Origin of the sequence: Citrobacter sp. Cu231 (assembly GCF_030332265.1) — a bacterium.
GTDB classification, from domain to species: domain Bacteria; phylum Pseudomonadota; class Gammaproteobacteria; order Enterobacterales; family Enterobacteriaceae; genus Citrobacter; species Citrobacter meridianamericanus.
Map to the genome: position 1 here is coordinate 107577 of NZ_JAOWIE010000029.1, position 13476 is coordinate 121052.

At 52.7% G+C, this 13476-nt stretch carries 13 protein-coding genes and 2 tRNA genes; 9 read left to right on the plus strand and 6 right to left on the minus strand.

Annotated elements, in window-relative coordinates:
• Positions 1-140: 140 nt before the first annotated feature.
• The 5 genes from fucP to fucR all read left to right on the plus strand — a co-directional run bounded on the left by fucP (position 141) and on the right by fucR (position 5992).
• The gene (gene fucP / locus OGY15_RS03560) at positions 141-1451 is read left to right on the plus strand and encodes an L-fucose:H+ symporter permease (RefSeq protein WP_151218266.1); all 1311 of its coding nucleotides are present in this window, start codon (positions 141-143) and stop codon (positions 1449-1451) included.
• A 31-nt stretch (positions 1452-1482) separates the two neighbouring features.
• On the plus strand, positions 1483-3258 hold the full coding sequence (fucI, locus tag OGY15_RS03565; RefSeq protein WP_151218267.1) for an L-fucose isomerase: 1776 nt from the start codon (positions 1483-1485) through the stop codon (positions 3256-3258).
• A gap of 105 nt (positions 3259-3363) precedes the next feature.
• Positions 3364-4782: an L-fuculokinase gene (fucK, locus tag OGY15_RS03570; RefSeq protein ID WP_286538317.1), complete on the plus strand. Its 1419-nt coding sequence runs from the start codon at positions 3364-3366 to the stop codon at positions 4780-4782.
• A 1-nt stretch (position 4783) separates the two neighbouring features.
• Complete coding sequence (fucU, locus tag OGY15_RS03575) at positions 4784-5206, plus strand: L-fucose mutarotase (RefSeq protein ID WP_151218269.1); 423 nt, start codon at positions 4784-4786, stop codon at positions 5204-5206.
• A 57-nt stretch (positions 5207-5263) separates the two neighbouring features.
• Positions 5264-5992: an L-fucose operon activator gene (gene fucR / locus OGY15_RS03580; RefSeq protein WP_151218270.1), complete on the plus strand. Its 729-nt coding sequence runs from the start codon at positions 5264-5266 to the stop codon at positions 5990-5992.
• Positions 5993-6026: 34 nt separating this feature from the next.
• On the opposite strand, the gene rlmM is transcribed toward fucR, so the two are convergent.
• The 4 genes from rlmM to OGY15_RS03600 all read right to left on the minus strand — a co-directional run bounded on the left by rlmM (position 6027) and on the right by OGY15_RS03600 (position 9046).
• Positions 6027-7127 carry a 23S rRNA (cytidine(2498)-2'-O)-methyltransferase RlmM gene (gene rlmM / locus OGY15_RS03585; RefSeq protein ID WP_003034040.1) on the minus strand — a complete coding sequence of 367 codons (1101 nt, stop codon included), beginning with the start codon at positions 7125-7127 and terminating at the stop codon, positions 6027-6029.
• A complete protein-coding gene (locus tag OGY15_RS03590) occupies positions 7120-7515 on the minus strand; it encodes a DUF423 domain-containing protein (protein WP_005130969.1) in 396 nt (131 codons plus the stop codon). The genes rlmM and OGY15_RS03590 overlap by 8 nt, the downstream gene beginning before the upstream one ends.
• Before the next feature lie 19 nt (positions 7516-7534).
• Positions 7535-8452 carry a glycine cleavage system transcriptional regulator GcvA gene (gene gcvA / locus OGY15_RS03595; RefSeq protein ID WP_151218271.1) on the minus strand — a complete coding sequence of 306 codons (918 nt, stop codon included), beginning with the start codon at positions 8450-8452 and terminating at the stop codon, positions 7535-7537.
• 366 nt (positions 8453-8818) lie between these two features.
• Entirely contained in the window at positions 8819-9046 is a 228-nt protein-coding gene (locus OGY15_RS03600; protein WP_151218272.1) for a YgdI/YgdR family lipoprotein, read from the minus strand.
• 192 nt (positions 9047-9238) lie between these two features.
• On the opposite strand from OGY15_RS03600, the gene csdA reads away from it, so the two are divergent.
• Both csdA and csdE read left to right on the plus strand, forming a co-directional pair.
• Positions 9239-10444 carry a cysteine desulfurase CsdA gene (csdA, locus tag OGY15_RS03605; protein ID WP_252838639.1) on the plus strand — a complete coding sequence of 402 codons (1206 nt, stop codon included), beginning with the start codon at positions 9239-9241 and terminating at the stop codon, positions 10442-10444.
• Entirely contained in the window at positions 10444-10887 is a 444-nt protein-coding gene (csdE, locus tag OGY15_RS03610) for a cysteine desulfurase sulfur acceptor subunit CsdE (protein ID WP_151218274.1), read from the plus strand. The genes csdA and csdE overlap by 1 nt, the downstream gene beginning before the upstream one ends.
• A gap of 44 nt (positions 10888-10931) precedes the next feature.
• Here the strand turns inward: csdE and tcdA are convergent, their stop codons facing one another.
• Positions 10932-11738: a tRNA cyclic N6-threonylcarbamoyladenosine(37) synthase TcdA gene (gene tcdA, locus OGY15_RS03615; RefSeq protein WP_151218275.1), complete on the minus strand. Its 807-nt coding sequence runs from the start codon at positions 11736-11738 to the stop codon at positions 10932-10934.
• A gap of 108 nt (positions 11739-11846) precedes the next feature.
• The gene (gene mltA, locus OGY15_RS03620) at positions 11847-12944 is read right to left on the minus strand and encodes a murein transglycosylase A (RefSeq protein WP_187253140.1); all 1098 of its coding nucleotides are present in this window, start codon (positions 12942-12944) and stop codon (positions 11847-11849) included.
• A gap of 205 nt (positions 12945-13149) precedes the next feature.
• Between mltA and OGY15_RS03625 the strand changes: the two genes are divergently transcribed.
• A tRNA-Met gene (locus tag OGY15_RS03625) sits at positions 13150-13226 on the plus strand.
• 48 nt (positions 13227-13274) lie between these two features.
• A tRNA-Met gene (locus tag OGY15_RS03630) sits at positions 13275-13351 on the plus strand.
• Positions 13352-13476 lie beyond the last annotated feature (125 nt).

Genomic DNA, 13476 nt, shown 5'->3' on the forward strand with positions numbered 1-13476 from the left:
TGAAAATGAATTCATGAGTTCATTTGTGAAGGCCAATTCTGGCTGGCAGATTACCGGAACTCACCTGGATTAGCAGGTTGGTGAAATCACCCGCCTTACTCTTAAGCTGTTGAACATGCTTATGAACTGATGAGGATGCTATGGGAAACACATCAATACAAACGCAAAGTTTTCGTGCAGTAGACCGGGGGCAGACAAAAAATTATGTCATTCCCTTCGCGTTACTCTGCTCTCTGTTTTTTCTTTGGGCTGTTGCTAATAATCTTAATGACATCTTATTACCACAGTTTCAGCAAGCTTTTACACTGACTAACTTTCAAGCTGGCCTGATTCAATCTGCTTTTTATTTTGGTTATTTCATCATTCCAATCCCGGCAGGGATCCTGATGAAAAAATTAAGTTACAAAGCAGGGATTATTACCGGACTATTTTTATACGCCGTCGGCGCGGCATTATTCTGGCCCGCAGCCGAGGTAATGAATTACACCCTGTTCCTGATTGGTTTATTTATTATCGCTGCTGGTTTAGGTTGCCTTGAAACTGCAGCCAACCCGTTTGTAACGGTACTGGGCCCGGAAAGCGGCGGCCACTTCCGACTCAATCTGGCACAAACTTTTAACTCATTTGGTGCCATTATTGCGGTCGTTTTTGGGCAAAGTCTTATTTTGTCTAATGTGCCGCATCAATCTCAGGACGTACTCGATAAAATGGCTCCGGAACAACTGAGTGCCTACAAGCACAGCCTGGTTTTATCGGTACAAACCCCTTATATGATCATCGTCGCGGTCGTTTTACTGGTCGCCCTGCTGATTATGTTTACAAAATTTCCGACCCTGCAAAGTGACGACCACAGTGACAACGCTCAGAGTTCATTCTCCGCATCCCTTTCCCGTCTGGTGCGTATTCGTCACTGGCGTTGGGCTGTGCTGGCGCAATTCTGCTACGTCGGCGCGCAAACTGCCTGCTGGAGCTACCTGATCCGTTACGCTATCGAAGAGATCCCTGGCATGACCCCAGGTTTCGCCGCTAACTATCTGACCGGCACCATGGTGTGCTTTTTTATCGGTCGTTTCTCCGGCACATGGCTTATCAGCCGCTTCGCGCCGCATAAAGTGCTGGCCGCTTATGCCCTGCTCGCCATGGTCTTGTGCCTGATTTCCGCCTTCACCGGTGGTCAAATCGGCCTGTTGGCTCTGACGTTATGCAGCGCATTTATGTCGATTCAGTATCCAACCATTTTCTCTTTGGGGATCAAAAACCTGGGACAGGACACCAAATACGGCTCGTCTTTTATTGTCATGACCATTATTGGCGGCGGCATTGTGACGCCAGTAATGGGTTTTGTCAGCGACGCCGCTGGCAATATCCCTACAGCAGAACTGGTCCCAGCACTTTGCTTCGCCATCATCTTTATTTTTGCCCGCTTCCGCTCACAAACGGCAGCCAACTAAATATTTATCCGAATAACGTGAGGAATCTGTGATGAAAAAAATCAGCTTACCAAAAATTGGTATTCGCCCGGTTATTGACGGACGTCGTATGGGTGTACGTGAGTCTCTCGAAGAACAAACCATGAATATGGCTAAAGCCACCGCCACGCTGATCACGGAAAAACTTCGGCATGCCTGTGGCGCACAAATTGAATGTGTGGTTGCCGACACCTGCATCGCCGGGATGGCTGAATCTGCCGCTTGTGAAGAAAAATTCAGCAGTCAAAACGTAGGCGTGACAATTACCGTTACCCCATGCTGGTGCTACGGGAGCGAAACCATCGATATGGATCCGATGCGCCCGAAAGCTATCTGGGGCTTCAACGGCACGGAACGTCCGGGGGCCGTTTATCTGGCGGCCGCGTTGGCAGCCCACAACCAGAAAGGTCTTCCTGCGTTCTCCATTTATGGTCATGACGTACAAGACGCGGACGACACCTCGATTCCTGCTGATGTTGAAGAAAAACTGCTGCGCTTTGCCCGCGCGGGTTTAGCCGTTGCCAATATGAAAGGCAAAAGCTATCTGTCTGTCGGTGGCGTGTCTATGGGTATTGCAGGTTCTATCGTCGACCATAACTTCTTTGAATCCTGGCTGGGCATGAAGGTGCAGGCGGTGGATATGACCGAGTTGCGTCGTCGTATTGACCAGAAAATATATGATGAAACCGAGCTGGAAATGGCGCTGGCGTGGGCGGACAAAAACTTCCGCTACGGCGAGGATCAGAACGCGCAGCAATATAAACGCAATGCAGAACAGAGCCGCGCGGTGCTGAAAGAGAGTCTGCTGATGGCCATGTGCATTCGCGACATGATGCAGGGTAACCAGAAGCTGGCAGACAAAGGTCTGGTCGAAGAATCTCTGGGTTACAACGCGATTGCCGCAGGCTTTCAGGGTCAACGTCACTGGACGGATCAATATCCGAATGGTGACACCGCCGAAGCGCTGCTCAACAGCTCTTTTGACTGGAATGGGATACGTGAACCGTTTGTTGTCGCCACCGAAAATGACAGCCTGAACGGTGTAGCGATGCTGTTCGGTCATCAACTTACTGGCACGGCGCAGGTCTTTGCCGATGTGCGTACCTACTGGTCGCCAGAGGCGGTTGAACGCGTCACGGGTAAACCGCTGACCGGCCTTGCTGAGCACGGCATCATTCACCTGATTAACTCCGGATCCGCAGCGCTGGACGGCTCCTGCAAACAGCGCGACGGCGAAGGGAAACCAACCATGAAACCGCACTGGGAAATCTCGCAGAAAGAAGCGGATGATTGCCTGGCGGCAACCGAATGGTGTCCTGCTATTCACGAATACTTCCGTGGGGGCGGCTACTCTTCTCGCTTCCTGACCGAAGGCGGCGTGCCGTTCACCATGACCCGCATCAACATCATCAAGGGCCTGGGACCGGTGCTGCAAATCGCCGAAGGTTGGAGCGTGGAATTGCCGAAAGACATGCATGACCAGCTTGATGCGCGCACCAACTCCACCTGGCCGACCACCTGGTTTGCCCCGCGCTTAACCGGTAAAGGTCCATTCAGCGATGTCTATTCCGTGATGGCTAACTGGGGCGCAAACCACGGCGTACTGACGATTGGTCACGTGGGTGCGGACTTCATCACTCTTGCCGCCATGCTGCGTATCCCGGTGTGTATGCACAACGTGATCGATGAGAAAATTTACCGCCCTTCCTCCTGGGCTGCCCATGGTATGGATACTGAAGGCCAGGATTACCGCGCCTGCCAGAACTATGGCCCGCTTTATAAGCGTTAATGCGACTCAGCCCGGTGGCGCAAGCTTACCGGGCCTTACAGCAGTGGCTTTTGTAGGCCGGATACGGCTTTAACCCCATCATCCGGCAACGTTTCAGGAGTTTTTATGAAACAAGACGTTATCCTGGTCCTCGACTGTGGCGCGACCAACGTACGGGCTATCGCCGTTGACCGACAGGGAAAGATTGTCGCTCGTGCGTCGACCCCAAACGCCAGTGACATCGCTGCTGAAAACAGCACCTGGCATCAGTGGTCGCTGGAGGCCATTCTGCAACGTTTTGCCGACTGCAGTCAGCGGCTCTCTGCGCAACTGGCCGCCTGCCAGGTTCGTGCGATCGCCGTCACCACCTTTGGCGTAGACGGCGCGTTGGTTGATAAAAATGGCAAACAACTCTATCCGGTGATCAGCTGGAAATGCCCACGCACCACGGCGGTAATGGAGAATATCCACCGCTACATGTCACCGCAGCAGCTGCAGGAAATTTCCGGCGTCGGCGCGTTTAGCTTCAACACACTGTATAAACTGGTTTGGCTAAAAGAAAACCATCCGCAACTACTGGAACAGGCGCACGCCTGGCTATTCATCTCGTCGCTCATTAACCACCGTTTAACCGGCGAGTTCACTACCGATATCACCATGGCGGGCACCAGCCAGATGCTGGACATCCAGCAGCGCGATTTTAGTCATGACATCTTACAGGCAACGGGTATACCGCGTCGTCTGTTCCCACGTTTGGTTGAAGCGGGAGAACAAATAGGCGTTCTGCAACAGGAGGCCGCCAGCCTGCTTGGGCTTACGGCGGGTATTCCGGTCATATCTGCCGGACACGACACGCAGTTTGCGCTATTTGGCGCTGGAGCCCAGCCAAATGAACCGGTGCTCTCCTCCGGTACATGGGAAATTCTGATGGTGCGCAGCGCGCAGGTGGATACCTCCCAGCTTAGCCATTATGCGGGTTCAACCTGTGAACTGGATAGCCAGCCCGGACTGAATAATCCCGGTATGCAGTGGCTGGCTTCCGGTGTCCTCGAATGGGTACGCAAGTTGTTGTGGACTGCTGATACCCCATGGCAAACCCTGATTGACGAAGCCAGGGCAATCCCGGCAGGTGCCGAAGGCGTGAAGATGCACTGCGACCTGCTGGCCTGTCAAAATGCGGGCTGGCAAGGCGTCACCCTCAATACTACCCGCGGACACTTCTATCGCGCCGCGCTGGAAGGGCTGACAGAACAACTGCAGCGAAATCTGCACACGCTGGAAAAAATCGGTTACTTCCAGGCGACCGAGCTGCTTTTGGTTGGCGGGGGAAGCCGCAACGCATTGTGGAATCAGATCAAAGCGAACGTGCTCAAAATGCCGGTCAAAGTGCTGGATGATGCCGAAACCACCGTAGCGGGCGCCGCGATGTTTGCCTGGTCAGGCATCGGGGAATTTTCCTCTCCCGAACAGGCGCGCGCGCAGGTGCGGTATCAGTACCGTTACTTTTATCCGCAAACCGAATCCGAACTCACAGGAGTCGAGTAACATGCTCAAAACGATATCTCCCTTAATTTCGCCCGACCTGCTGAAGGTGCTGGCTGAAATGGGCCACGGCGATGAGATTATCTTTTCCGATGCCCACTTCCCGGCCCACAGCATGGGGCCGCAGGTTATTCGCGCTGACGGCCTGATAGTCAGCGACCTGCTGCAGGCGGTTATTCCACTCTTTGAACTGGACAGCTATGCCCCACCGCTGGTGATGATGGCCGCTGTTGAAGGAGACACCCTCGATCCTGACGTTGAGGCTCGCTACCGTCAGGCGCTTTCACTACAGACCCCTTGCCCGGACATTACGCGTATTGATCGCTACGCCTTCTATGAACGCGCACAAAAGGCGTTTGCGATCGTTATCACAGGAGAGCGGGCAAAGTACGGGAATATTCTTTTAAAAAAAGGGGTAACGCCGTAATCTCTGGTCAGAATGCCCGTCTGGTACGGGCATTCATCATATAATGAGGATCAGAACATGAAAGCGGCGCGCCAGCAGGCAATCGTAGATCTGCTTACTAACCATAAAAGCCTGACAACCGAAGCTCTGGCGTTGCAACTGAACGTCAGCAAAGAGACCATCCGCCGCGATCTCAGTGAGTTACAGACCCAGGGAAAAGTGCTACGTAATCACGGGCGGGCGAAAGTTATTCACCGGGAAAACAAGGACAGCGGCGATCCGTTTCATATGCGACTCAAAAGCCACTATGCCCACAAAGCGGATATTGCCCGCGAAGCGCTGGCATGGATCGAAGAAGGTATGGTGATAGCCTTAGACGCCAGCTCAACATGCTGGTACCTGGCGCGACAGCTACCGGACATCAACATTCACGTTTTTACCAACAGCCAGCCCATTTGCCAGGAATTGGCTAAGCGTGAACACATTCAACTCATCAGCTCCGGCGGTCGCCTTGAGCGAAAATACGGTTGCTACGTTAACTCCTCGCTCATCTCGCAGCTCAAATCTCTTGAGATTGACCTGTTTATTTTTTCCTGTGAGGGGATCGACAACGACGGTGCGCTCTGGGACTCCAATGCCACCAACGCCGACTTCAAGTCCATTCTGCTTAAGCGCTCAGCACAATCTTTATTGCTGATCGATAAAAGTAAGTTTAATCGTTCGGGGGAGGCCCGGATTGGGCATCTGGATGACGTGACGCATATCGTTTCAGATACGCCGCTGATTGAAACAATTCAGGCCGAATAAGACGTTGACGCTTCATCCGGCCTGCAATGTTAACTTATCGCTCGTCGCGACGACCACCGACGGCAGCCCACAGACGGCGCACGTGTACGGTTACTTCTTCACGATCATGGTACAGCTGACGCGCCTGAATCTGGGCATTTACGCCATGCTCGTCAAGCTGAGCCTGAATGTAAGCCAGGTTTTGCGACACCTCTTCGTAGCGTTTTTTCATCGGCAGTTTGAGGTTAAAGATCGTCTCACGACACCAGCCGTTGACCAGCCACTGCGCCATCAGGGCGGCAACCTTTGCGGGTTTCTCCACCATGTCGCACACCATCCACGAAATGTTGTTGCGGTTTGGGCGATACTTAAATCCGTCTTCACGCAGCCAGGTAACTTGCCCGGTATCCATCAGGCTTTGCGCCATCGGGCCATTATCCACGGAATAAACCCACATGTTGCGTTTAACCAACTGATAAGTCCAACCGCCAGGACACGCACCTAAATCCACCGCATACATTCCGTTAGCCAGACGCTCATCCCACTCATCGGCAGGGATAAACACGTGCAGCGCTTCTTCCAGCTTCAGCGTTGATCGGCTCGGCGCATCCGCCGGGAACTTCAGACGCGGAATCCCCATGTAGAACGGAGAGTTATTGTCAGGCCAGGAATAGCCGGTATAGCAACAGCCAGGTGCGATAAAGAAGACGTGAACCACCGGACGTTTTGGCGTTTCATACTTTGCCAGCACGCCCGCTTCGCGCAGTGCCGCACGTAGCGGTACGGTAAATTTACGGCAAAATTTCACCAGCTCTTTGCTTTCATTGGTGTCAGCAACTTCGACACGCAGATCACCACCTTTCTCCACCACGCCCTGCAACATGCCGACAATCGGCGTAATGCGGTCTTCCGGCGGCAAATATTGCAGCAACTCTCCCACCACAAACATTTGACGGGCAAAAATCAGCGAGCTAAACGGCAACTCTTTCACGAGCTTTTCGGCATCGTCCTGCTGATAACATTCGAAGATGACGTAACCCGCATTATCTTTCACCCGGGCAAACCCGAAGATTTCCCGACGTCCTGCTTTATCCGTAATTTCTGCGGCGCACTCTTTTTCAAAACCCGGGCGACACAACAGTACTACCTTATTCATGGCTAACGCCCTTACGTTTCAATCGAATAGCACCCACTAGCATCAGCGCCCAACCCACAAGGAAACTGAAGCCGCCAACGGGGGTAACAAACGCCCACAGGCGTAAATGAGAGAGCGCGAGGCAATAAAGGCTGCCGCTAAACAGCACCGTCCCTAATGCCAGAAACACGCTACTCCAGTAAAACCAAATGCTAATGCGTCGCTGCATGGCGACGGCCAGGCCAAAGATGGCCAGCGTGTGAAAAGCCTGATATTCGAGGCCTGTCTGGATCCACCCCATTTCAACGACACCGAGGGTTTTACTCAGAACATGTGCCCCAAAGGCGCCCAGCGCCACAAAGATAAAGCCACTGATGGCGGCAAAAATCAGCATAAAACGGCTGGTCATGTGAATACCCTACGTAAAATTATTGTTCATAACGAAAGCGGAATTTTTCTTGTTCCGTGGCCGCTTTCGCCAGAATCCACTGACGAAAGGCGGCTATTTTACCCAGTTCTGCCTGACTGTCATGACAAACCAGATAAAATGCGTTTTTGCTGACCAGAACATCATTAAACGGACAGACCAGACGTCCGGCTTCAATCTCGGACTGCGCCATGACGTTATTAGCCAACGCAATTCCCTGTCCATGGATAGCAGCCTGGAGCACCATGGCGCTATGGCTGAAGATGGGTCCCTGCTGTACGTTAATGTGGTTCAGGCCAAGCTGGCGCGTATAAGCCTGCCAGTCGCGGCGCGAGGCATCGTGCAACAGTGTGTGTTTTGCCAAATCTTCGGGTGTCTTTAACGGTTTATCACCGGTAAGTAATAGCGGCGAGCAGACCGGCAATAAATATTCTGCGTACAATTTTTCAACGCGCAGACCCGGCCAGTTGCCTCGTCCGTAGAAAATCGCCACATCAACATCATCAGCCAGTTTGTCTTCCTGACGGTCCACCGCCTGGATCCTGACATCGATTCCCGGATAAGCTGAATTAAAGCTAGAGAGTCTGGGCACCAGCCATTGGATCGCAAAACTGGGCAATAAACTGACGGTAAGCGCACCTTTTGCACTGCGTGCCTGAAGTTTACGCGTCGCGTCGGTTAATTGCGAAAAAATCTCTTTGATGTCGAGGAAGTAGCTTTGGCCTTCTTCCGTTAACAGTAAAGATCGATTGCGTCGACGAAACAGCTTCAGCCCCAGGAAATCCTCGAGTGACTTGATTTGATGACTTACTGCGGCCTGCGTCACAAAAAGCTCTTCTGCTGCGCGCGTAAAGCTCAAATGACGCGCTGCAGCATCAAAAACACGCAACGCATTTAAGGGTGGTAATCGTTTTGACATGACTTTTAGGCTTTGATGTTAAATCAATTTAACAATTAGCTAACAGGGTGTAACCTATTAGTTTTTTTTATCTGAGCCATTATAAATTGTCCGTTGAGGTTCTACCAGCAAATACCTATAGTGGCGGCACTTCCTGAAGCCGGAACGAAAAGTTTTATCGGAATGCGTGTTCTGGTGGGCTTTTGGCTTACGGTTGTGATGTTGTGTTGTTGTGTTTGCAATTGGTCTGCGATTCAGACCATGGTAGCAAAGCTACCCTTTTTCACTTCCTGTACATTTACCCTGTCTGTCCATAGTGATTAATGTAGCACCGCCAAATTGCGGTGCTTTTTTTTGTCAGACGCTTTGTCGATGGACGACGACCGGTTAGTTATCCAGCTCAACCATCTCTTTCACATCGGTGCGGTTAATCTGCTGTTTGTTGCCATTAGCGTCTTTATACGAAATCATCCCCGTATCATTATCGGTCTGTGGCTTACCATCAGATACAATCGTTCGACCATCGTTGGTGTGCATCACGTAATTCGAACCGGAACAGGCGCTCAGGGCAAAAGTCAGCATACAAGCAGAGATAATTGCGGCAGTCTTTTTCATCTTCTTCTCCTTAAAGCGATTTATGCTATTAAAAACACACTCCGTAACAGGCTAAATTGCTAGCCTAACGCTAATTAGCATAAGACACTACGCAGACTTTGCCAGGATATCCAGAGTATTCCGATGGTTAGCACAACCCTTGTATCAGCGCCCTTTTTGCGCCACGATCGGGTTACTGAACTGAGGAATACCATGAACGCTTTTAACCCCGCGCAGTTTCGCGCACAATTTCCCGCACTCAACGATGCAGGCGTTTATCTCGACAGCGCTGCCACAGCGCTGAAGCCGCAGGCGGTAATTGAGGCTACCCATCAGTTTTATAGCCTCAGCGCCGGGAACGTCCATCGCAGCCAGTTTACCGAAGCACAGCGCCTGACCGCTCGCTATGAAGCCGCGCGGGAAAAAGTCGCACGGCTGATTAACGCGCCGGATGACAAAACAATCGTCTGGACCCGTGGCACGACGGAAGCTATCAATATGGTTGCCCAAAGCTATGCGCGGCCGCGTTTACAACCGGGCGATGAAATTATCGTTAGCGTGGCGGAACATCATGCCAACCTCGTTCCCTGGCTAATGGTTGCGCAACAAACGGGGGCTAAGGTCGTCAGACTGCCGCTCAACGCCCAGTTCTTGCCAGACGTTGAGCGCCTCGCGCAACTCATCACCCCACGCAGCCGCATTCTGGCGCTCGGACAGATGTCGAACGTCACCGGGGGGTGTCCGGACCTGGTCCGCGCCATTACGCTCGCCCATGCGACTGGGATGGTGGTGATGGTCGATGGCGCTCAGGGGATTGTCCATTTTCCCGCCGACGTTCAGCAGTTAGATATTGATTTCTATGCGTTCTCGGGCCACAAGCTGTACGGCCCCACTGGCATTGGCGTGCTGTACGGAAAACCGGAACTGCTGAAAGCCATGTCCCCCTGGCTCGGCGGCGGTAAGATGATTAGTGAAGTCAGTTTTGACGGTTTCACCACTCAGGCTGCGCCATGGAAGCTTGAGGCCGGGACGCCTAACGTTGCTGGCGTTATCGGGCTAAGCGCAGCGCTCGAATGGCTGGATGACATTGATGCTGCACAGGCTGAAAACTGGAGCCGTGGTCTGGCGACGCTGGCAGAAGATGCGCTGGCGAAACGCCCCGGTTTTCGGTCCTTCCGCTGCCAGGACTCCAGTCTGTTATCCTTTGATTTCGCAGGTGTTCATCACAGCGACATGGTGACGTTGCTGGCCGAATATGGTATTGCGCTGCGTGCAGGACAACACTGCGCTCAGCCTCTGCTGTCAGAACTGGGCGTATCCGGGACGCTACGCGCCTCATTTGCACCTTATAATACGCAAAATGATGTGGAAGCGTTGGTCGCAGCCGTTGACCGCGCCCTGGAAATATTGGTGGATTAATGACAAGCCCTCTGTTCGCCGGACACCCGTTTGGCACAACCATAACTGAAGAGACATTGCGCAATATCTTTATCCCGCTCACCCAATGGGAAGATAAATATCGCCAGTTGATTCTGCTGGGGAAGCAGCTTCCTGCGCTTCCGGATGCGCTAAAGGCTCAGGCCAAAGAGATTGCGGGCTGCGAAAACCGCGTCTGGCTGGGGCATAGCCTTCATGAGAATGGCACTCTGCATTTCTTCGGCGATAGCGAAGGTCGCATTGTGCGCGGGCTGTTGGCCGTCTTACTCACGGCCGTCGAAGGTAAAACGGCCACCGAGTTACTGGCGCATTCGCCAATGGCATTATTTGACGAGCTGGGTTTACGCACGCAGCTCAGCGCCTCGCGTAGCCAGGGGCTGCATGCCCTGAACGAGGCGATTTTTGAGGTTGCCCGACAAATTTGAGGGTTGTTTGCCGGAGAGCGAAGTCACCATCCGGCATATCAAACTCAATGCTGACGCGCCGCTTTCGCCATCATCTTCTTCAGTGCGTGTGAAACGGCAACAAAACCAAAGGTAGCGGTCACCATCGTGGCCGCGCCAAATCCGGATGCACAATCCATACGTTTCGGCCCTTCAGCCGTCGCTTTCATCGCACATACAGAGCCATCTGCTTGCGGGTAAACCAGCGCTTCGGTCGAGAACACACAATCCACGCCCAGTTTGCCTTTGCTGTTTTTCACCACGCCAAAATCGCTTTTCAGCCGCTCACGTAGTTTGGCCGCCAGCGGATCCTGGATGGTTTTTGCCAAATCAACGACCTGTATTTGTGTCGGGTCGATCTGCCCGCCCGCACCACCGGTCGTCACCAGCGGGATTTTGTTACGCCGGCAGTAAGCGATCAGCGCCGCTTTTGGACGCACGCTATCAATCGCATCAATGACATACGAAAATCCCGCGTTCATATATTCTGCAACGTTGTCCGGCGTAACAAAATCATCGACCACGTTAACCCGGCACTCTGGGTTAATCTGGCGGATACGTTCCGCCATCACCTCAGCTTTTGCTAAACCAACGTTATCGCGTAGAGCATGGATCTGGCGGTTAGTATTGGTGACGCACACATCATCCATATCAATGAGCGTAATGGCGCCAATGCCGGTGCGCGCCAGTGCTTCCGCCGCCCAGGATCCCACGCCGCCAATCCCGACCACACAAACGTGCGATTGGGCAAACAGTTGCAGCGCATTTTCGCCATACAGACGCGCCGTACCGCCAAAACGCTGACGCCAGGCATCACTTATAACCACAGACATAACACCTCAAATTCATTAATACCGAGCAATATGACTGCCTGATGGCGGCTGCGCCTTATCAGGCCTACTTAATAATCCAGGCCGGATAAGCACAGCACTATCCGGCAATTAACCGCTGAACACGTTACCCGCACCCGGCGCGGTTTTCAGTACCCACACACGACCGTAGTGATTATACCACCCCGCACGATGTCCAGCGTCGGCTCCAATGCCCTGGTAAATATCGAAGTGTTGCCCTTTAATCGCCCCGCCCACATCCAACGCCACCATCAGGCGCAGTTCGTACTGGCCGGTAAACTTGCCGTTATTGTCCAGTAAGGGGACTTCCGCGAGTAACGTTGTGCCCGCAGGAATGATGCTGCGGTCAGAAGCCACGGATGCGCGACCAATCAGCGGTACCGCGCTGGCCCCTTTGACCGGCGCAAAAGATTGCGGTTTAAAGAAGACAAACGATGGGTTCTGCTCCAGCAGCTCACGCACTTCGGCTTCGCTGTGGGTTTCACCCCAATGACGAATGGCCTGCATCGACATATCTTCTTTTTTCACTTCACCACGGTCGATAAGTACCTTCCCGATACTGCGATAGGCGTGACCGTTTTTCCCGGAATAGCTAAAGAAGTTCAGCGGGCTGCCATCGCCAAAATCGATGTAACCACTGCCCTGAACATCCATAATGAAGTTATCCATCAGGGAGTTGCTGTACGCCAGAATATAATTGTCGCTCAGGGCACCCGCATAAATCTCGGCACGGCTGGGTAAGCGCCCACGTTTTGGCGGCATGCGATAGATAGGGTACTGAAATTCGCCCTGACGCGTATGGCGCGCCTGGATTACCGGCGTGTAGTAGCCCGTAAACTGGACGTTACCGTAGTTGTCCGCCCCTTCCATTTGCCAGGCATCGATACCAAACTGGCGCATACTGCGCGTATCGCCGCCCGCACGTAGCCATTGCTGGATAGCGTTGTAAACGTTGCTCTGGTTACCGTACAAACGTGGCGATGCGCTGCGAATTTGATTAACCTGCTCGGCGAAATCACCGGCATTAATTGGCGCACCAACCGCATCAGGCTGATTCACCAGTGAGAAAGGCTGGGTAAATTTCCCGTCTTTATACTGCTGCCCACGATCGGTGGGTTTTGAGGAACACGCGGCGAGCATCGCGACTACTACTCCCGCCAGAAGATATTTTGCCCAACGTCCTTTCATTGTTCTCGTCTTATGTTGCCTGAATGCGAGACGAAGATAACAAACCCCCGAACCTAATGAAATGCGTATACCTATCCGAACGCAAATTTTGCGCAAAAAACAATCCAGAATGCGTTGTTTTTGTTCATTTTCACCCTAAAAACGTGATCAGGGTGAAAAAAGGGTTGCATGAAATCATTAGCAGAGTATAGTGCGCATCCACGGACGCGGGGTGGAGCAGCCTGGTAGCTCGTCGGGCTCATAACCCGAAGGTCGTCAGTTCAAATCTGGCCCCCGCAACCAATTAAAATCAGAAGCAGTAACGTTACTCGATGGAAGAGTAATGACGGACGCGGGGTGGAGCAGCCTGGTAGCTCGTCGGGCTCATAACCCGAAGGTCGTCGGTTCAAATCCGGCCCCCGCAACCAATTAAAATCTGATGTAATATTTTTGCAAAGTAGTTCAAATCACAGCAAGGCGGCGACGCAGTGAATCCTTAGGAGCTTACTCCAGTAAGTGACTGAGGTGAACGAGGAAAGCCAACGCAGATGTG